General features: G+C 61.4%; 18 protein-coding genes. 11 read left to right on the forward strand and 7 right to left on the reverse strand.

Features of this window, described 5'->3' with window-relative positions:
• Window positions 1-12 precede the first annotated feature (12 nt).
• The 4 genes from MTX36_RS24615 to MTX36_RS24630 all read left to right on the forward strand — a co-directional run bounded on the left by MTX36_RS24615 (window position 13) and on the right by MTX36_RS24630 (window position 4,535).
• Window positions 13-1,212, forward strand: a complete 1,200-nt coding sequence (locus MTX36_RS24615; RefSeq protein WP_243622260.1) for a carbohydrate ABC transporter permease — start codon at window positions 13-15, stop codon at window positions 1,210-1,212.
• A complete protein-coding gene (locus MTX36_RS24620) occupies window positions 1,209-2,045 on the forward strand; it encodes a carbohydrate ABC transporter permease (protein ID WP_243622261.1) in 837 nt (278 codons plus the stop codon). Before MTX36_RS24615 ends, MTX36_RS24620 begins: the two co-directional genes overlap by 4 nt.
• Window positions 2,045-2,263 (forward strand): hypothetical protein, encoded by a 219-nt coding sequence (locus tag MTX36_RS24625; RefSeq protein ID WP_243622293.1) that lies wholly within the window; start codon window positions 2,045-2,047, stop codon window positions 2,261-2,263. Before MTX36_RS24620 ends, MTX36_RS24625 begins: the two co-directional genes overlap by 1 nt.
• A 100-nt stretch (window positions 2,264-2,363) precedes the next feature.
• Window positions 2,364-4,535: a transglycosylase domain-containing protein gene (locus tag MTX36_RS24630; RefSeq protein WP_243622262.1), complete on the forward strand. Its 2,172-nt coding sequence runs from the start codon at window positions 2,364-2,366 to the stop codon at window positions 4,533-4,535.
• An 8-nt stretch (window positions 4,536-4,543) separates the two neighbouring features.
• Here the strand turns inward: MTX36_RS24630 and MTX36_RS24635 are convergent, their stop codons facing one another.
• The 3 genes from MTX36_RS24635 to MTX36_RS24645 form a co-directional block, all read right to left on the reverse strand.
• A complete protein-coding gene (locus MTX36_RS24635) occupies window positions 4,544-5,827 on the reverse strand; it encodes a hypothetical protein (RefSeq protein ID WP_243622263.1) in 1,284 nt (427 codons plus the stop codon).
• A gap of 100 nt (window positions 5,828-5,927) precedes the next feature.
• The gene (locus MTX36_RS24640; RefSeq protein WP_243622264.1) at window positions 5,928-6,656 is read right to left on the reverse strand and encodes an MBL fold metallo-hydrolase; all 729 of its coding nucleotides are present in this window, start codon (window positions 6,654-6,656) and stop codon (window positions 5,928-5,930) included.
• 33 nt (window positions 6,657-6,689) lie between these two features.
• Window positions 6,690-7,595, reverse strand: coding sequence for a YncE family protein (locus MTX36_RS24645; protein WP_243622265.1), 906 nt, complete (start codon window positions 7,593-7,595; stop codon window positions 6,690-6,692).
• A 269-nt stretch (window positions 7,596-7,864) separates the two neighbouring features.
• Here MTX36_RS24645 and MTX36_RS24650 point away from each other — a divergent pair, with 269 nt between their 5' ends.
• Window positions 7,865-8,338, forward strand: a complete 474-nt coding sequence (locus MTX36_RS24650; protein WP_243622266.1) for an NfeD family protein — start codon at window positions 7,865-7,867, stop codon at window positions 8,336-8,338.
• Window positions 8,335-9,204 carry a slipin family protein gene (locus MTX36_RS24655; protein ID WP_243622267.1) on the forward strand — a complete coding sequence of 290 codons (870 nt, stop codon included), beginning with the start codon at window positions 8,335-8,337 and terminating at the stop codon, window positions 9,202-9,204. Before MTX36_RS24650 ends, MTX36_RS24655 begins: the two co-directional genes overlap by 4 nt.
• Here MTX36_RS24655 and MTX36_RS24660 read toward each other — a convergent pair.
• On the reverse strand, window positions 9,197-9,907 hold the full coding sequence (locus MTX36_RS24660) for a pyridoxamine 5'-phosphate oxidase family protein (RefSeq protein WP_243622268.1): 711 nt from the start codon (window positions 9,905-9,907) through the stop codon (window positions 9,197-9,199). The two genes, MTX36_RS24655 and MTX36_RS24660, sit on opposite strands and share 8 nt — an antisense overlap.
• Window positions 9,908-9,990: 83 nt before the next feature.
• Between MTX36_RS24660 and MTX36_RS24665 the strand changes: the two genes are divergently transcribed.
• Entirely contained in the window at window positions 9,991-11,376 is a 1,386-nt protein-coding gene (locus MTX36_RS24665) for a PLP-dependent aminotransferase family protein (protein WP_243622269.1), read from the forward strand.
• A 57-nt stretch (window positions 11,377-11,433) separates the two neighbouring features.
• Window positions 11,434-13,548: an FAD-dependent oxidoreductase gene (locus tag MTX36_RS24670; RefSeq protein ID WP_308198250.1), complete on the forward strand. Its 2,115-nt coding sequence runs from the start codon at window positions 11,434-11,436 to the stop codon at window positions 13,546-13,548.
• 240 nt (window positions 13,549-13,788) lie between these two features.
• On the opposite strand, the gene MTX36_RS24675 is transcribed toward MTX36_RS24670, so the two are convergent.
• Window positions 13,789-14,133 (reverse strand): hypothetical protein, encoded by a 345-nt coding sequence (locus MTX36_RS24675; RefSeq protein WP_243622270.1) that lies wholly within the window; start codon window positions 14,131-14,133, stop codon window positions 13,789-13,791.
• A 61-nt stretch (window positions 14,134-14,194) separates the two neighbouring features.
• Window positions 14,195-14,890 carry a TIGR00266 family protein gene (locus MTX36_RS24680; protein WP_243622271.1) on the reverse strand — a complete coding sequence of 232 codons (696 nt, stop codon included), beginning with the start codon at window positions 14,888-14,890 and terminating at the stop codon, window positions 14,195-14,197.
• A 201-nt stretch (window positions 14,891-15,091) separates the two neighbouring features.
• On the opposite strand from MTX36_RS24680, the gene MTX36_RS24685 reads away from it, so the two are divergent.
• Window positions 15,092-16,600 (forward strand): YdiU family protein, encoded by a 1,509-nt coding sequence (locus tag MTX36_RS24685; RefSeq protein ID WP_243622272.1) that lies wholly within the window; start codon window positions 15,092-15,094, stop codon window positions 16,598-16,600.
• Here MTX36_RS24685 and MTX36_RS24690 read toward each other — a convergent pair.
• Complete coding sequence (locus MTX36_RS24690; RefSeq protein ID WP_243622273.1) at window positions 16,597-17,679, reverse strand: isopenicillin N synthase family oxygenase; 1,083 nt, start codon at window positions 17,677-17,679, stop codon at window positions 16,597-16,599. The two genes, MTX36_RS24685 and MTX36_RS24690, sit on opposite strands and share 4 nt — an antisense overlap.
• A gap of 103 nt (window positions 17,680-17,782) precedes the next feature.
• Between MTX36_RS24690 and MTX36_RS24695 the strand changes: the two genes are divergently transcribed.
• Together MTX36_RS24695 and MTX36_RS24700 are read left to right on the forward strand one after the other, a co-directional pair.
• Entirely contained in the window at window positions 17,783-18,409 is a 627-nt protein-coding gene (locus MTX36_RS24695; RefSeq protein WP_243622274.1) for a TetR/AcrR family transcriptional regulator, read from the forward strand.
• A gap of 168 nt (window positions 18,410-18,577) precedes the next feature.
• Complete coding sequence (locus MTX36_RS24700; protein ID WP_243622275.1) at window positions 18,578-19,420, forward strand: TauD/TfdA family dioxygenase; 843 nt, start codon at window positions 18,578-18,580, stop codon at window positions 19,418-19,420.
• Window positions 19,421-19,435 lie beyond the last annotated feature (15 nt).

Consider the following 19,435-nt stretch of genomic DNA (forward strand, 5'->3'; position numbering starts at 1 on the left):
GAGCAATAGGCAATGGCAGAACCGCAGGATCCTTCCGCGGCTGTGCCTGCCAACCCCGCGGTCGGGGCCGGGTCAACCGGCTCCGACCGTTCGGGCGTTGGCGGGAGGCATCGCGCACCGGATTTTTCTCTGGAAAAAACTCCGACTCTGGAAAAAACCTTGGAGCCACAGGCGCCGGGTTCGGCCCTGACCGAGGTTCTGCCTGACCTTGTCGACACGCCGCCACCGGGTCCGCCCGCCGTGCCGGGGAAATCGACGGACAAGCCGAAGAAGCGGCGCAAGATTCCCGTGTGGGCGTTTGTCGCTCCGTCGTTGATCGTGCTCGCGATCATCATCGTGTACCCGCTCGGGCGCGCGATCTGGATGTCGATGCACAGTGACGCCAAGAAGCTCGATCCCGAGACGGGGATGTTCGTCAGCGGTTCATTCACGTGGTTCGACAACTACAAGAACTGGATCACCGAGTCCTGCAACACGGCCGCGGGTTCCATTCCGTGCCCGCCCGGCACGCTCGGCTCGCAGTTCTGGCAGTCGATCGGCAATACCTTCGGATTCACCGTCGTCACTGTCCTTCTCGAGACGGTTATCGGTCTCTCGATGGCGTTGATCATGGCCAAGACGTTCCGTGGCCGCGGTCTGCTGCGCGCATCCGTCCTGATTCCGTGGGCCATCCCCACCGCAGTCACCGCGAAGCTGTGGTTCTTCATCTTCGCCAACGACGGCATTGCCAACAAGATTCTCGGAACCAACATCCTGTGGACGGCCGACCCCTGGCCGGCGCGATTCGCGATCGTCGTTGCAGACGTCTGGAAGACAGCGCCGTTCATGGCCCTGCTCATCCTCGCGGGCTTGCAGATGATTCCCGCCGACGTCTACGAAGCCGCCAAGGTGGACGGTGCCACGGCGTGGCAGCGCTTCCGCATGATCACCCTTCCGCTGGTCAAACCCGCGCTGATGGTGGCCGTGCTCTTCCGTGTGATGGACGCACTGCGTATGTACGATCTGCCCGCCATCATGATGGGCTCCAACCCCGCAACGTCCACCATCTCGGTTCTGGTGGTCGATCAAATGCGCGTCGGCGCCAATTCCGCGTCGGCACTCTCGACCATCACATTCCTCATCATCTTCGCTGTGGCCTTCATCCTGGTCCGATTCCTCGGAGCCAACGCGGTCAGCACGCAGGAAAAGCAGCGAAAGGGGGAGCCGGTATGAACAAGTCACTGCGCGGCAAGATCGGCACCTACATCGGCGTCGTACTGATCATCGTGTGGGGACTCGCGCCCTGCTACTGGATGATCGTGACAGCTTTTCGCGACCCGTCGGAAACCTTTTCGACGTCACTCTGGCCCAACAATTTCACGTGGTCCAACTTCACCGCAGCGCTTGATCCCGACGCCAAAGTGAACTTCACGCGGGCACTGATGAACAGCCTCATCATCGCTGGCGCGACCACCCTGATCGCCCTGGTCATCGGTGTCTTCACGGCGTACGCGCTCTCGCGTTTCCAGTTCCGTGGCAAATACTTCGTCACCGGAATCATCCTCGGTGCGTCGATGTTTCCCGTCGTCGCCCTGGTGACGCCGCTGTTCCAACTGTTCACCGACATCGGCTGGATCGGCACCTACAAAGCGCTGATCATCCCGAACATTTCCTTCGTTCTGCCGCTGACGGTCTACACGCTGACGTCGTTCTTCTCCGAACTTCCCTGGGAACTCGAAGAAGCCGCACGCATCGACGGCGCTACCCGCGGCCAGGCCTTCCGGCTGATCATGCTCCCGCTCGCGGCGCCGGCACTGTTTACGACCGCGATCCTGGCATTCATCGCGACGGTCAACGAGTATCTGCTCTCGCTCCAACTCTCGAGTGACAAAACTGCTCCCGTCACCGTGGCAATGGCCAAGTTCTCCGGAACCGATCCGTTTGTCACGCCATATACGTCGATCATGGCTGGTGGAACCCTCGTCATGGTCCCGCTGGTGATCATGGTGCTCATCTTCCAGCGACGCATCATCGCCGGTCTGACAGCAGGCGGCGTCAAGTCGTGATGCGGGCTTCCAAGTCCCAGCGTATGGAGTTGATCGCCGGCTTCATTTCCGTCTTCACGCTCATGGCATTGATCGGTGCGGTTGTCGCCATCGCCAAGGGCGATTCCGGAGTCATGCAGTCGCTGGTGCTGCTGGGTTGCGTGATTGCGCTCGGATTCGCGTTCCGTGGATATCGGAAAGCAGTCCGAGCCGAGCGTCCGAAGGAGACCGACCGGTAGTGTGACGTTTCGGTATCGCAGTTGCCGGGAGTTATCTGATCGAGACAACGCCCTGGTGAAATGGTGCCGGTAGGTCAGGTCCACGACCGGGAGTGTGTGAGTGAGTCCATCGAACAGATCGAACGCGGCAGGTGGCGGCGCGTCGTCTTCGCGTCGCCCCAGTAATGCGGCCAATCCGGCCAAGAAGAAGCGTTCCAAGTGGCGGTTCGTCCGGCGGACGATTTACGTACTCGTACTCCTGATGGTCATCGTGCCGGCGTCGGTTTTTGCTGTTGCCTACTCCCGCACCGAGGTTCCGCGGCCGTCCGACATGCAGACCAACCAGGTATCCACCATTTACATGGCCGACGGCACCACGGTGCTCGGCAAGGTGGTGCCCCCGGAGGGCAATCGCACCGAGGTTGCGTTGTCAGCTATCCCGATTCATGTTCGCGACGCAGTTCTTTCTGCCGAGGATCGCAATTTCTACACCAACCCCGGCTTCTCGGTTTCGGGGTTCGCACGCGCGGCCCGAGACAACATCATGGGCAAGGAAAGCGCCGGCGGCGGATCCACCATCACCCAGCAGTACGTGAAGAACGTGTTGGTCGGTGATGAACGAAGCATCGACCGAAAGCTCCGTGAGCTGGTTATCTCCGCCAAAATGGCTCGCGAGTGGCCCAAGGACGACATCCTTGCGGCGTATCTGAACACCATCTACTTCGGTCGCGGCGCTTACGGCATCGCGGCCGCGTCGAATGCGTATTTCGACAAGCCGGTCAGTGATCTGACCGTCAGTGAAGGCGCAGTTCTCGCGTCGGTGATCCAGAGTCCGTCGTTCCTCGACCCCGAAACGAATCTCTCGGCGCTCGAGGCGCGATGGAGCTACGTGCTGAACGGAATGGCAGAGTTGGGGACGCTCACCAAATCCGATCGCGAGGCGATGACGTTTCCCGTCGTCGCGGCGGCCAATCGTCCGACGGATCTGAATCAGGCGCCGGGCCCCGAAGGGCACATCAAGACACAGGTCCTCAAGGAGCTTGCAGACGCCGGGATCAGTGACGAGACGTTGAACACGGCCGGTCTGAAGATCACCACCACGATCAACCCACAAGCTCAGGCCGCCGCCCTCAACGCCGTCAGCAAGAACATGGACGGCGAACCGGAGGAACTGCGCACCGCCGCTGTGTCCATCGACCCGCACACCGGTGGAGTGTCCTCCTACTACGGCGGCGAGGACGGCGCTGGATTCGACTACGCGCAGGCACCGCTTCAGACGGGTTCGGCGTTCAAGGTCTTCGGGCTCGTCGCAGCCTTGAAGGAAGACATCCCGCTCTCCGCCCGCTTCGACAGCTCGCCCTTGACCATCAACGGTGTCACCATCGGCAACGTCGGCGGTGAATCCTGCGGCACCTGCACCATCGCCGAGGCCTTGAAGCGTTCCCTGAACACCAGCTTCTACCGGCTGATGCTCTCGATGGAGGACGGTCCGCAGAAGATCGCCGACGCGGCCCATCTCTCCGGAATCCCGGAGCGCATCCCCGGCCTCGACTACCCGACGCTCACGCAAGCCGGTGACCCGCCGGAAAACGGCATCGTGCTCGGTCAGTATCAGTCCCGCGTTATCGACATGGCGTCCGCGTACGCAACTCTCGCCAACTCGGGGATCTACCAGCAGCCGCACTTCATCCAGAAGGTGGTCACAGCCGACGGTGAGGTCCTCCTCGACCGCCCGGAATCCCCCGGTGAGCGTCGACTGGACGCAGCTGTCGCAGAAAATGTCACGCAGGCGATGCTGCCGATCGCGTCGTACTCCAATGGTCACGCACTGGCCGGTAGCCGTCCCGTCGCAGCCAAGACCGGCACCGCTCAGCTCGGTGACACCGGCGAGAACAAGGACGCCTGGATGGTCGGTTACACGCCCTCGCTGTCCACTGCAGTGTGGATGGGCACCTCCGACGCGCAGTCCATCACCAACTCCTACGGTGGTCTGATCTACGGATCCGGGCTGCCGGCCGACATCTGGAAGAGCACGATGGACGGCGCCTTGAAGGGCTCGGACGTCGAGACCTTCCCGTGGCCCGACCCGATCGGTGGACAGGCCGGTGTCCCGTCCAACTCGGGCGCCACCTCACCCAACAGCGGGGGTGGCAGGACCAATAATGCGGATCCCTCCAACACGATCACGATTCCCGGATTACCGCCGGTACAGATTCCGCAGATCCCGCAGGCTCCGCAGCGGCCTCGCTCGATCGAAATTCTTCCGGGCATCGTTATTCCGCTGCCTGGCTGAGTTCCGCTCTAGATCGGTTCGTCGAAAAGGCCTAGTTGCTTTGCGCTGCCGCCGTTTTCCGGAAGCACAACAGTGCGGAGTGCACGACGTAAGTGTTGGATCGTCTGGGTCCAGGCAAGTTTTTCGCCGGTGCACAGCTCTACGTCGTCGCCGCTGCGGCCGATTGCATCGGTCAGGGCCTGGTGCCACGACGCTTCCTGCTCCTGGCTGATGCGCAGGTATTCGAGGATGGTGTCGCGGTCGCGTCCACAGATTTCTGCGACTTCGTCCGGGGTGAGAGCACCGGTGACGTCGGCATCGAGTTCGAGAATGGACATGAGTGCCGGTGGAAACTCATGGCACTCGTGTGAATCGAAGTCGCTGAACGGATCTTCTGAGTCGGACAGGCTCGGATCGGTGTTGTCCTCGACACGAATCGGTTGCCCACCCAATTCTGCGGCGAGTTGGTCCGAAACTTCGGACAGATCCGCGAGGGAGCGCAGTGCCCGTAGGAGATGCTCGGATACGAAGGGTGCTCCGTCGACTCGGATAACACCGAGAACGCTCTGCTCCACCAGGATCAGCTTGAGCGTGGGCCATTGGCGGTTCAGTTGCGCCAGAACAACAGCCGCCTGATCGAGGTCGGCGATGGAATGAACCACGCGTGAGAAGACCTCGACGTAACCATCGTCGCCGAGAACTCGGACGTACGTGACCTGCTCGCCTCCGACGAGGGGGATATCGCCGTCGCCGTCACGCTCCGGTGCATGCCCCAGGAGTTGTTCAAGTGCGGCGTCGACCAAAATGCTCAACGAATTTCCCGCGTTGATTCGCTGCGGGCCCACGGTGAATGCGGGGATATCCTCGCGGCCGCTGCTTTTCGCAAGGAGGAAACTTGGGTGAGTGATGCTCCAGACTTCGTCGAGAATTCGAAGCGCTTTGGATACCAGTACTTCGGGCTTGCTGCGATCGGAGTCAATGTAGAACGACATCGAACCGTTGCCGGAATCGTCATGCTCGCCCGGATCGGGACGATGAAAACCCAGCGCGACCAACTTGTCGTGATCCCTGGGATCGAGCGTCCGCAATGGGTGCAGGAATTGATTGGACCGCACTTCAGTGCGGACCCGCGTCTTGTTCCACGCGAAAAACTGGACACAGGCGGGTGCGTCGGCGAGGTTGTCCATGGAGTCGTACTGCGATTCGATTACCAGAGAGTCGTTGTCGACCATCGCCGTAATGTAGGCGGACAAGCGCTTGCCGAACGCAGTCCACGCAGAAGTGATTTCGAGATCGAATGTGTTTTCGGGCATCGAGCCTCCAACCTTTCGAGGGCCGAGACGACGCTGCTCAACCTCTCGAGGTCAACCTTAGTGGTGGGCCCGGACAGGTTGCCGAACTACCGCTGCCGGCTCAACTGCGATGTCTTTCGGTTTGAGCCACGAATCGGGAGTCATAAGCGTTCGCCAGTTCGCGCAGCGCCTCGACGCAGTTTCCGGAGTATGCAGGCCCGTGCATCAGGGCGAGAATCTTCGGTTCGAGTTCGGCGAGTGCGCAGATAGTGGGACTGAGTTCCGGCGTCAGGGCGGTGGCATGTGCCAGATCCTCCGCGCTGAGTGCGGGAGCGATGATCTCCTCGTCCGTCGACGCAGGATGATGGCCGAATGCAGTGAACAGGTCGCCGCAGAACAACGTCGACGTCGTTTCCTCGAACATCAGACCCGCATCCCACCCGTGGGGAACGTGCGGTGTGTCGATATGTCGGACCTGTCGACTGCCGGTCTCGAGGACATCGCCGTCCTGCAACGGAACCGGAAGTCGGTCGGCAAGGTCGTTGACTTGGACGAAGCACCCCATCGCGCCATGAGCCACCTGTGCGTTCGGTGCGGCAGCCAGCCAGGAATTCATCGATCCGCACTCGTCAGCCTCGACGTGCCCGAAGGTAATCCACTTCAGCTTGTCCAGGCTGATCAGGCGCGAGATCGCATCGGAGACAGACGGGAACAATGCTCGCTGGCCTGCGTGGAAAAGCAGTGGCTCTTCGCCGTCGACGAGAAACTGGTTCATCACCAGATTGGCTTCCTCGACGAAGGTCGACAGTCGGTAGATGTCCGGTGCGATCTCGCTGATCGTGGTGCTCATTGCTGCGCTCCGCTCGAAGGTAGAACTCCCCCGTTACAGCGTGCTCGTCTGGCGCGACTCCGACAAGTGGATGCGCGTGACGCTCGCGGCCGAACTGCCCGATGAGTTCGCGATGTACGCGTAGCGACCGTCGGGGGTGATTGCCACACCGTCCGGGCACATTCGCGACTGCGTCGAAGGGGACATTCTTAGCGGCGTCGACTTCACCACGATGTTGGTTGTCAGCTCGATCGCGTCGGTGGAGATATCGGTGACGGCGTAAACATGACTTTCGTCGGCTGCGAGGAACACGGACCTCACCCCGTCTGCAAGCGTGATGGTGTCGACGACCATGTGAATTGCGGTGTCGATCACCGTAACTGAACCGCTAGGGTCTTTTGAAGCGGAATCTGTCCCGACATAGGCGAGCCCACTGCTGCGCGCGATGGTGATGCTTTGTGGCGCCTGATCGAGTGCGATGGTGGCTGCAATTGCCCGGGTGGAGGTTCTGATCACCAGAATCTCGTTGAACACGTTGTCGAGGGCGTAGACGTATCGACCGTCCGGTGTGACGGCGACGTCCTTGCCGGGGTAGTTCGCCGATGTGATGACCGTGGTCAGGGCGAATGTGGAGGTATTCATCGCGTAGACGTTGCCGTGGCCTTCGCCGATGTACAGGGATTTGCCGTCGGGTGTCACCGACACTCCTGTCGTGATTCCGCCGACATGGACGGATGTCACCACGGAGTCGGTGGCCGCGTCGATCACTTCGACGGTGCCACTGAAGAGGGTCGTCACATAAACGCGGGTGCCGTCCGGAGAAACGGCGATTCCGTACGGTTTCCGGTTATCGTCGAGTTCAATCGCACTGGTTGTGTTCACGTAGTCGGCAGCGTGATTGCGGACGGCGCTCGTGTAGTGCGAAATCCTGGTCGGTGCAACCGCATAGGTAGAGCGCATCGAGTGAAATCCTTCTGCTGAATCCGAATGCCAAGAGTTAGCCGAAGGGTAGCAGTATTTGTGCTGAATATAACGAATGTGAAATATTTTGCATTCAATCAGATGACAGCGATTGGTCCGCTACCCATCGATGACGGGACTTCGGCGAGCTTTTGTAGGTCGGTGGCAGTTCCCTCCGAACGTGATTACCGTTGATGTCGAGGGTCCGATCGCGAGATGGCTACGCGAAGCGACCGTGCCCTCGCAAGCGTGATCGTGGGAGACGAGTGATGACGACGTTGGGCGTCGTGGCCCTGCTGTTGGGTGTCTTGTTGATCGTGGTCGAGGCGCATGCCCCGACTGCGGGGGTGCTCGGCGGCTTGGGGGCCCTCATTTTTGCGGCCGGCGTCTGGCTGCTCTTCACATCCGGTGACGCCGGTCAGTTGATCGCGATCCCGGTGACGGCGGGGGTCGCAGTGGCTGGTCTGGGTGTGGCGGCGGTCGCGAGCCGGAAAGTGCTGACCGCCCGGCACTCACCCGTACGTACCGGAGTGCAATCCCTGATCGGTTCTGATGCAACGGTTCGCAGTTGGGCCGGATCGCACGGGCAGGTCGAGATGGCCGGTGAATTATGGAGGGCTCGAATGGAGTTCGGGTATGAGGAAGATCCCGCGCCGACCATGGGTGAATCCGTTGTAGTCGAGCGGATCCGGGGTCTGACGTTGTCGGTGCGCCGTCGTGAACCGTGGGAGTCGTCGCTATGACCACCTTGCTTATCGTCTTGTCCATGATCGTCTTGTTCGCCGTGGTGCTCGTGGGCATGTCGGTCCGCGTCCTGCGCGAGTATGAGCGCGCCGTCGTGTTCCGCCTCGGCCGGTTGATCACATCGAAGGGCCCGGGTCTAGTGGTGCTGATTCCCGCGGTTGACCGGATGGAGCGTGTCAGCCTGCGGACAGTGACACTGAAAATTCCTGTCCAGGAAGTGATTACCCGTGACAACGTGCCGGCTAAGGTCACCGCGGTCACCTACTTCCGAGTGGTCGATGCAGACCGTGCAATCGTCGAGGTCGAAGATTTCCTCGCCGCGACCTCGCAGATTGCGCAGACGACGCTGCGTTCCATCCTGGGTAAGGCGGAACTCGATGCCCTTCTCTCCGAACGTGAACGACTCAACGAAGATCTGCAGAAGGTGATCGATCAGCAGACCGAACCCTGGGGAGTCAAGGTCACCACAGTGGAGATCAAGGACGTCGAAATTCCGGCAAACATGCAGCGCGCCATTGCAAGACAGGCTGAGGCCGAACGTGAGCGGCGAGCCAAGATCATCAACGCCGAAGCCGAATTCCAGGCGTCGACGAAGCTTGCTGACGCGGCTGAGGTGATCAGTCGTAATCCGACCACCCTGCAGTTGCGTTATCTGCAGACGCTGCACGAGATCGGTAACGAGAACAGTTCCACTATCGTGTTCCCGCTACCTCTCGACCTGGTTCGACCGTTTCTCGAGAGCCGCGGCAGAGCAGCGGATTCCGGTGAAGCGGCGCCGCGAACTCCGGCCATGATCGTTCCGCCGCACCGAGACGGTCGCGTGAACGGCTCTCGCACGCTAGCGCGTCGCCACTCGCTCAGATGAGTTGCGAGACATGTTCGGGCAGTTCGATATCCGCTGCCAAATCTGTGGCACCAACCGGTTCGCCGAACCGAGTAGATACCGGAATCACTCCCGCCCAAACTTTTTCGACGCCGATGTCAGCGGCATCGTCGCCGGGGCCGCCGGTGCGGGTCTTCACGGATGCTTCGTGCAGCGGAAGTGCAAGCACCAGTGTTGCCGCGAGTTCCTTGCGTGTGGAGGCGCGCAGGTGGCCGGAGCGCTCGGGAACTACTTGGTCGACAATCAGATTCAGTGCTGTAAGGCGTTCTTCTGTATCCGTCACGATGCGAGGAGTCCCGAGAATTACGGCGCTGCGGTAGTTCATCGAGTGGTGAAAGCTGGACCGCGCGAGGACTAGTCCGTCGAGAAGAGTGATGGTGACGCAGATTTCACCGTCGTCCGCGAGGCTGCGTGACGCTACTGAACCGTGCAGATAGAGGGTACCGCCTTGGTCCGGACCGTTTGGATCGAAGCCGTAGGCCGTGGGCAACACCAGGGGCACCCCGTCCATGGCCACACCCAGGTGGCACAACTTGGCGCAACGCAGGACGTCGAAGAGTGCATTCCGCTCCGCGACACCGTGATGACGTCCCCGCTTGTGCGTCGTACGTGGTGTTGGAGACAGCGGTGTTGGAGACAGCGGTGTTGGGGACAACTGTTCGGCGAGTGCGACGGTATCGGTCATGCCAGCAATACTCTTAGCCAAGTGGCTCGTTGTCATGGTCCAATTGACAGTGAATTTGGTAGGCCACTTTTGAAAGGGGTGACATGTTTCTGCCTTCAGCGGTTTCCGTCGTGCTTGATCGGACGGATCGCCGGTCGCTTCCGATTCAGATTGCCGATCACCTCAGGGCAGATATTCGTTGCGGGCAGGCGGCTGTGGGTCTGCGGCTACCCAGTTCGCGGAAGTTGGCTGCCGAACTGAACGTTGCGCGCGGCGTCGTGGAACGTGCTTATGAGCAGTTGATCGCCGAGGGCTGGCTGGCGACGGCGCAAGGGTCGGGAACCTTTGTGGCCGAAGCGCCGTCGTCCGTCGTCATGCCGATTGTGAAAGCCGCAAGAACTATCGCGCCCACCATTTCCCGGGTGGAGCTACGTCCGGGAGTCCCCTGGACTCCCCCGCGTGCAACCGCGGCGTGGCGCCGAGCCTGGCGAGACGTCGGAGTGCTGCCACCGCCTTTCAAGGATCCGGATCCGGCCGGCGATTTCGAACTGCGTTCTGCTCTTTCGCAATTGCTGGCGCGAGCGCGCGGAATGTCCGTCGAGCCGGAGAGGATCATGATCACGTCCGGCGCCACGCACGGGCTCGGTCTTGCCTTGTCGGCACTGCGATCCCCCGACGCCATACTGGCACTGGAAGATCCGGGCTACCGGTCCGCTGCGTCGGCGGCTCGTGCAAGTGGATGGTCACTTTTCGATGTGCCGGTGGATGCCCACGGACTTCGCGTCAACATCCTTGGTGAGTCATCGCAGAACATTCGCGGTGTGTATGTGACTCCCTCACACCAGTATCCGACGGGCGGCTTGCTCCCGGTAAGTAGACGCAACCAGCTGATCGACTTCGCGCGCGCTCGTGACGTGCTTCTGTTCGAAGACGACTACGATTCCGAATTCCGTTACGATGTAGCACCTTTACCTGCACTCGCGCAGCTTGCTCCCGATCGGGTGGTGTACCTCGGGACTGTCGCCAAGACTCTCGGATCGGGAATTCGCCTGGGCTGGTTGGTTGCTCCGACAGAACTGGTCGAGATAATCACGGCGCATCGTGAAAGTATCGGCGACTTCCCTTCGGTTCCGCTGCAGCGGGCACTGCTCTCGCTACTGAGGGACGGCGAGTGGGATCGGGCAGTCCGCACTGCTCGTCGTCGATACCGGGAGCGAGATCGGTCCGTCGAAAATGCTTTGTCCAGGTTCGGAGAATTACGTGGCCTGGGCGCCGGCATGCACACGACGCTCATGCTGGACACGAGTGTGGCCGAGGCCGTCGCATCCGAGGCGCTTCGGAGTGGCGTGGAGGTACCTAGCGTCGCGGAGTCTGCCCGTACCCACACGACGCCGGGTGGTCTGGTGATCGGGTACGGCAGAGTCGACGCCGCGGATCTGGAATATGCACTGGAGGTAATTGCGGATTGTCTCGAGGATCACGCTGGGTAGATCCCGTTGATCGGGAACCGTGCAATGCGACGTTGCAATGAGATTTAGCGTCTACCCGTGATCCGCAACCAGACGTTCTCGCACCTGCTCGCTCCCGGGACCATTGGTCCCATCACCATCCCCAACCGCGTTGTTCTGCCCGCAATGGACATGAACCTCTGCGAAGACGGTGAGATCGAGAAGGGCGACATCGATCATTTCTTGGCCCGCGCGGCCGGCGGAACCGGGCTGATCATCACCGGTTGCTGCGCTGTTGCGTATCCGATGGGCTGCACCAGCCGCAAGGAACCGGGGCTCTCGGAAGACCGGTTCATCCCCGGAATCAAGGCTCTCGCCGACGCGGTGCACGCCACTGGCAGCAAGCTGTGTGTGCAGATGACGCACCACGGCAAGGTGGCGCGCATCGACACCCTCGACGGCCGACCGCAGTTGGTGCCGTCCATGCCGAAGCCGCCGAGTGACATGAGTGCGATGATCGATTGCACACCCGAAGAACTGGGCAAGATGGGTGCCATCAACGAGGGCAAGAAGGCGACTTACCACGAGGCCACCAAGGAAGATCTTGATTGGCTGGTCCGCATGTTCGGCGAGGCTGCCGGACGAGTGAAGGCCGCGGGCGGCGACGCCGTCGAGATTCACTGTGCCCACAACTACGTCCTCGGGGCTTTCCTGAGTCGGTACACGAATCAGCGCAGCGACGAGTACGGCGGTTCCATGGAGAATCGGGCTCGCCTGTCTTGTGAAGTTATTCGCGCGGTCAAGGAGGAGGTCGGCGATTCGCTTGCCGTCATCGTGCGTCTGGCCGGTCAAGAGTATGGCGAAACCGACGGGCTAACCGTCGACGAGGCAGTTGCGGCCGCGAAGATGTTCGAGGAGGCCGGCGCTGACGCCATCCACGTCACCGGTACCGCACTGAATGCTTTTGCCAACTTCACCGACGGACCCCTGCCGGACAAGGTCGGCTTTTACACCGACAATGCAACGCAAATCAAGCAGGCGATATCGATTCCCGTGATCACCGTCGGACGTATGCTCCCCGAGGTCGGCGAGAAGATGATCGCGGAAGGGCGCACGGACTTCGCGGCGATGGGTCGCCAGCTGCTCGCTGATCCGGACTTGGTGAACAAGCTCAACGCCGGAACGCCGGAGCGCGTCCGTCCCTGCATCAATTGTTATGTGTGCGTTCAGGAAAACTTCTGGGACGAGACTCCGCTGTGTGCGGTGAACCCCGCCTTGGGTAATGAAACATTGCTTCCGCTCGTGCGCACCGCTACTCCGAAGCACGTTGTTGTTGTCGGCGCGGGTCCCGGCGGACTCGAGGTTGCTCGCGTGGCCAGCGAGCGTGGACACCGAGTTACGGTGCTGGACAAGTCCGATCGTCTTGGCGGCACACTCTGGTTCTCCAGCCTCACGACGCCGGACAACGGTCGTTTGCTGAAGTGGCTGAAGGTCGAGGTCGAGCGTTTGGGTGTCGATATTCGGTTGAACACCGAGGCCACCGTCGCTTCGATCAAGGCGCTCGACGCCGACGTGGTTGTGGTGGCCACGGGCGCAGTTCGTGATCGGCCCAGTGTTCCGGGTGGCGACTTGCCGCACGTGCACACCGGTGATACGTTGCGCGCCTTGATGACCGGTGCCGGTGACACGTCGCAGGTGCCGCCTTTCCTTCGGATCATGGCCAAGCTGGGTAAGCTCTCCGGCATCACCAAGAGCCCTGCCGCAATCCGAACCGTGACTCGCAAGTTCCTGCCGATGGGCAAGAACGTCGTTGTCATCGGTGGTTCTCTTGTCGGGCTGGAACTTTCGGAGTTCCTGGCTGAGCGTGGCCGTAACGTGACGTTGCTCGAGGAAGGCCAGCAGTTGGGTGTGCCGATGGCTATGCCGCGTCGCTGGACTGCTGTGCGCCACGCCAAGGAAGTGGGTGTGACCATCCACCGCAATGCGACCGTGCAGCGAATCACCAAGGAACACGTCGAGTTCCGTGTCGGCGATGAGACTCTTACGGCACCGGCCGACATGGTTGTCGTCGCATCGGGTGTTTCGGCGCAGGCGCCGCTCGCCGACGCGCTGGTGGGTGTGGTTTCCGATGTGCAGGTTGTGGGTGACGCCGTCGAGGTCGATTACATCGAGGGTGCAATCCACACTGCGTGGAAGGTTGCCGCAGCACTGTAAGTGCTGGATTCGGCCGACCCGAGTGTGCTCGGGTCGGCCGATGTCGAGTTTCATGGGTTCAGTGGGCGGTCACCGAGTAGGCGCCGTCGGTGCCCGCGGTCAGACGCCAGCCGCCGGCCACCTGTGTCAGGACCGGGTCCGAGACATTGGTGGTGGCCAGCACGGGACGGCCGAGGCCGGGGCACCAGGCCTCCAGGCGTCCGGATCCGGTCCCCGTGAAGCCGGCTGCGGTGATCTCTGTCAGCGTTCCGGGGGTCGCGCGCGGGTAGGCCCGAGACAGCGGCTTGGCGAAGCCCTCGACCAGCCCCAACTGCTCGCCGGACGGGCAGTCGATGCGGTGAGGTTGCCCATCGGCTTGCCGGTGTTGCCGTCCCGGACGGCGTGCGGGTCACCGCACGCCTGCGACCACGACCACCAGGCTCCGCCCATCTTGTGGGCGTCCATCGCATCCATGAACCGCTCGACCTGGTTCGCGTCGTCCTCGGGTTCACCGAACCAGGCCCACTCGCCGGTCCAGAGCGGCGCGTCGTAGACCGCGGCTGCACCTGGTCGAAGGCGCCCGGGGTGGGTTCGAGGGCGGACCACGCGATGGTGAGCCGCACGACGTTGAAACCGAGTGTGCCCATCCGGGCGAAGTCGGTCGCGCTCAGTCGCTACTACTAGTGCTGCTACTGCTGCTCGATGGCATCCGGGTGCGAAGCCAGTCGACCAGATCTGTTGCGCTGCGGGTCTGCATCCAGACTCGGCCTGGTCCCGTGAATTCGGTGACGATGCCTTCGCCGCCGAGGATCATCGACTTCCAGCCGCCGGCCTTGCGGATGCGGTATTGGACGGACTCGTCGAACGCGACGACGTGACCGGAATCGAGTGTCATGGTTTCTTCCGCGGCGAGTGTCACAGGCCGGATGGCGCCGTAGCTGGAGAGCAGGATCTCGCCTCTTCCGCTGCACCGCAGCAGAACAAGTCCGGCTCCGCTGAAGAATCCTTTGCTGCCGCCCCACTTGGAGTCGACGTCGACGGTTGCATCGGATGCGAGCCAGCAGCCGGACTGGACGAGCAGTGGTGTCCCTTCGTCGATGGTGGTTTCGACTATGTCGCCCGGCAGTGCGCCGGCGACGCCAACGACACCACCACGATCGCTGCTGAAGTCGTTGACAAAGAAGCTCGACCCACCCAGGGAGCGGCGGAGACCTTTCATGAAGCCACCTCGGGTCGAAGTGGTGATGGCGATGTCGCCCCGCATCATCGCCATTGCTCCGGCTTCGACGCGGACTGATCCGCCGGCGGGAACACTGATCTCGGCTATCGCGAATGCAGGCCCGCAACTGATTTCTGTTTTCACGGTTTCCTCTCGATGAGAATTCTCAGGGTCGATGATGAGCGTCATATTCGGCTGAAACGATGTCCGGTACCGGTTCTCGATCGAATCATTGCTTGCGGCGATTAGTCCGGTTCGGGTATTCGGGAGTTCTCCATCTGATCGTTGTATTGCTCTGTCGGTCGTGAGCGACGGGACAGCTCGAGTGGTCGCTACCCTCGTGTGATGGCTGCAATCCAAGATTCCACAGTAGGCACCGACCCAGCGGTGGGCGGCCTCGAGAGCACCTTCGCTGACGAGCTGGGCGTTTTGACGGTGCCGTGGCAAGGCGCTCAGGCGCCGGATCCCCAGTTGCTCGTTGTGAACGAGCAACTCGCAGCGACGCTGCGGTTGGAAGTCGAGGCACTGCGAAGTGAGGACGGGATTGGCGTCCTGTCCGGATCGACGGCGCCGGTCGGGGCGAAACCCGTCGCGATGGCGTATGCGGGTCATCAGTTCGGTGGGTACGCACCAATCCTCGGGGATGGCCGGGCGTTGCTGCTCGGAGAACTGGTGAACAGTGATGGTCGGCGAGTGGATCTGCATCTCAAGGGCTCGGGGCGCACGCCGTTCTCTCGGGGCGGTGACGGCTTTGCGGTTGTCGGCCCGATGCTGCGCGAATACCTGGTCAGCGAGGCGATGTATGCCCTCGGCAGTCCCACGACGCGGGCGCTGTCGGTGATCGCAACAGGCCAGAATGTACGCCGCAGCGGCGCCGAACCCGGTGCTGTGCTCGCACGGATCGCGTCCAGTCACCTTCGGGTGGGCACCTTTGAATACGCGGCCCGGCAGGGTGAGGTCTTGCAGTCGCTCGCCGACTACGCGATCGCCCGCCACTACCCGGAGCTGATCGCACTGCCGACAACGGGTGAAAGCAATCGCTACCTGAGGTTCTTCGAGGCGGTGGTCGAGTCGCAGGCGTCACTGGTGGCGAGGTGGATGCTCATCGGTTTTGTTCACGGGGTGATGAACACCGACAACACGACCATTTCTGGGGAGACCATCGATTACGGTCCGTGTGCCTTCCTCGACGCGTTCGATCCGTCGGCTGTGTTCAGTTCGATCGATCGCGGCGGCCGCTATGCGTTCGGCAATCAGCCCGCCGTCCTGAAGTGGAATCTGGCGCGATTGGCGGAAACACTGTTGATGCTGATCGATTCCACACCCGATGACGCGATTGCCGCGGTGTCAGCAGTTCTCGACACCTTCGACGAGCGGTACGAGGGCCACTACGCGGCCGGTCTGGCGGCAAAGCTCGGCCTGTCCGGTCAGCACATCGATCAGGCGCTGATCGACGATCTGCTGACGTTGATGGCGGAACACGGTGCCGACTGGACGGGCAGCTTCCGTGCTCTCGCGGACGAACTGCGCGGACATTCGGAGCCCCTCGACGGCCTCGTCCCACGGGAGTACATCGGGCCCTGGTTGGAACGGTGGCACGGCGCCCTGACGAAGCTGGGGCGCGGGGCAGCGGAGACCGCGGACGCGATGGACTGTGTCAACCCGTTGTACATCCCGCGCAATCATCAGCTCGATGCTGCCTTGCGCGCCGCGACCGACGGCGACCTCGTCCCTTTCGAGAAGCTATTGGAGGTGGTCACGCATCCGTTCGGCCGACGCGACGAGTGGTCCGACTACACAACAGCTGCCCCGCAGTCATTCAGTGAGACCTTCCAAACCTTCTGTGGCACTTAATTTCTAAACGAGCGACGGTCGCGCCGACGAGTGCTGTCAGTTGATCTCGGCGACGGCTGAGACGTATAACCCTGGGCTGCAACGATTTCCGGCCACCACCGCGCCGCCACGTCAGGATGTGCCCGTAAGCGACTCTTGAGCGCGTTGGCGCCGTAGGAATCGTGGATGGGATTGTTTGCGTCCACGGTGACTCCGGTGGCGCGCGTTGCGAGTTCCGGTGGGAGATCGAATTCCGGGATCTGAGCTGCGTAGTTCGGGTTGAAGAAGAACGGCACCGAGATTCGCTCACCGCCGCCTTCCGGTGAAATAACCCGGTGCACCGTGGCTTTCAGGTATCCACCGGTTGCTACCTCGAGTAGTTCGCCGATATTGACCACCAGTGCGCCGTCGATCGGCGGCGCATCGATCCACTCGCCGTCGTGCTCTACTTGTAGGCCGCCTTTGCGGGGTTCGATGTACAGCAGGGTCAGCACTCCGGCATCCTTGTGTCCGCCGACGCCTTGAGTTCCCGCACCGGGCGGCCTGCCCGGGTAGCGCACCACTTTGATCAGGATGGACGGGTCTTCGGCGAACGCCTCGTCGAAGATGTGCGGATCCTGGCCCAAGGAAACGGCCCACTCCCGCAGCAGCTTCAGTGCTACGGACGTGAGTGCGTCGTTCCATTCGGTGATGACTTCGCGGAGTTCGGGAAGCGCGTCCGGCCACAGGTTGGGACCCTGCAGGATCTCCCACGCCGGCGAATCGTCGGTGAGTTGGGCAGCGGGTTGATCGGTGCCGATGTCGATCTGTTCGCGCCAGTCCTGTTTACCTTCGGTGAGTTCTCCGCCGAGGCGGGTGTATCCACGAAAGTGTGGGCTGCGGACGTTCTCGATGGCCAGTTTCTCGGCAGTCGGTAGAGCGAAGAATTCACGGGCGACGCTCAGTAGGCGTCGTTGCAGGTCATCGGAGATTTCGTGGCCCACTAGATAGAAGAAACCCATCTCGTGCGTCGCATCGCGGAGTTGCTTGCGGAACAGTTCGGCGGTGTCCGGATTCTCGGACAGTGCGAGGTCGAGCACGGGGAGCGATGACATCGACATGGGAGCCTCGATTCACGTGTGAGCGTTCATCCAAAGTCTATCGGTGTAACCCACGTCTCAAATTTCATTGACTTTTAATGCCCTGCATCATATGGTCCATTACATGAGCAAGCCGAGTCCAGCGCGAGACGCAATCACCGATGTAGCAGATCGGATGTTTGCCGAACGAGGTGTCGACGAGGTTTCTCTGCGTGAGATCGTGATCGAATCCGGACAGAAGAACGTGTCCGCCGTGCAGTACTACTTCGGCGGCCGCGACGGATTGTTCCTTGCAGTCTTCCGTCGTCGTCTGGCCAAGCTGAACGAAGCGCGCAGTGCGTATCTCGAAGTCGTCGACAGTGAAGGGCGCGGAGAAGACATCCGTTCGCTCATCGAAGTGTCGATCGTCCCACTCGCCGACTATCTCCGAAGTGCCACGGACGGTTCGCATTACGCACGATTCTCGGCACGTATGACACCGCGGGTCGACTTCACGAGCCGTGATTTTGCGGATATCAGTGACGTCAGTCGCGAGATCATCGTCAGGCTCCGCCGTGCGCTGGTGCATCTCCCGGAAGATGCGGCTGCGACTCGGGTGGATCTGATCATGAACATGATGGTCGCGGCTTTCGCGGCCTACGAGCAACGCCAGGAAGAGGGGTTGCTTGCCGGCGCCGCTTCTTTCGACGACATGGTTACTCATCTGATCGAAATGGCCGTCGGTGCGCTGACGGCTCCGCATAATCCCTGACACCAACTTTTATCATCGAAGATTCGTAGTATCGAAACTTCCACCGGAACAACATCATTGGCGCTGTCTCTGTCGAGACCGCCAGTCTCGTCGGCGTACCCGAAGCGCTACGCCGGTCCGTTTGTCGTCTCTGCCACTGGGCAGATCTATCACCTTCAGGAGATCGTCATGGAATACGAAACCATCTCAGTTGCACCTGTTACGCGGAGTCTCGGTGCCGTGATCAGTGGCATCGACCTGGCCCAGCCGCTTTCGGGACAGCAATTCGAGGATATTTCGCGAGCAATTCGCGAACATTTGGTGGTGTTTTTCCGCGACCAGGACCTCACAGATCAACAGCATCTCGATTTTGCGTCCAACTTCGGTATTCCGAACGTCTACCCCACTACTCGGGCGCGCGGTCTCGATCGTCCGATGGAATTCATCGAGGACGGCCCCAACAGTTCGCCCAAGGCGGACCTCTGGCACACCGATGTCGCGATTCTCGAGACGCCACCCGATTTCGGTGTTCTCTCGATGCGCCACACCCCCGATGCGGGCGGAGATACCATGTGGCTCAACCTGTATGACGTTTACAGCAATCTCTCCGAACCGATGAAGCGCCTGGTCCTCGAACTCGAGCAGTTCGTACATCCGGGTGAACTGATGGAACAGATCACCATCGAGAAGTTCGGACAGGAAGTGTGGGAAAAGGTTTCGGCAGAATTCTCCGGCGTCTACCACCCGCTCGTTCGCAAGCATCCGGAAACCGGCCGCCCAGCTCTGTTCATGTGCGGATCGAATGTTCGGAACCTCGTCGGTATGACGCCCCGGGAAAGTGACACCATTCTGGATCTGCTTCGCCGCGGACTCGAGGAGCCCAGCCTCCAATTGCGTTGGCGCTGGCAGAATAACGACATTGCCCTGTGGGACGAGCGCTGCACAAACCACCGGGCACTCAGCGACCATGCCGGTTTGGTTCGCAAGGTTCGTCGCTGCACGGTCGGCGCGGGCCGGCCTGCACCGATGTAAGTTCGACGTCCGAAA

It is taken from the genome of Rhodococcus sp. ARC_M6 (genome assembly GCF_022810305.1).
Classification (GTDB): domain Bacteria; phylum Actinomycetota; class Actinomycetes; order Mycobacteriales; family Mycobacteriaceae; genus Rhodococcus_F.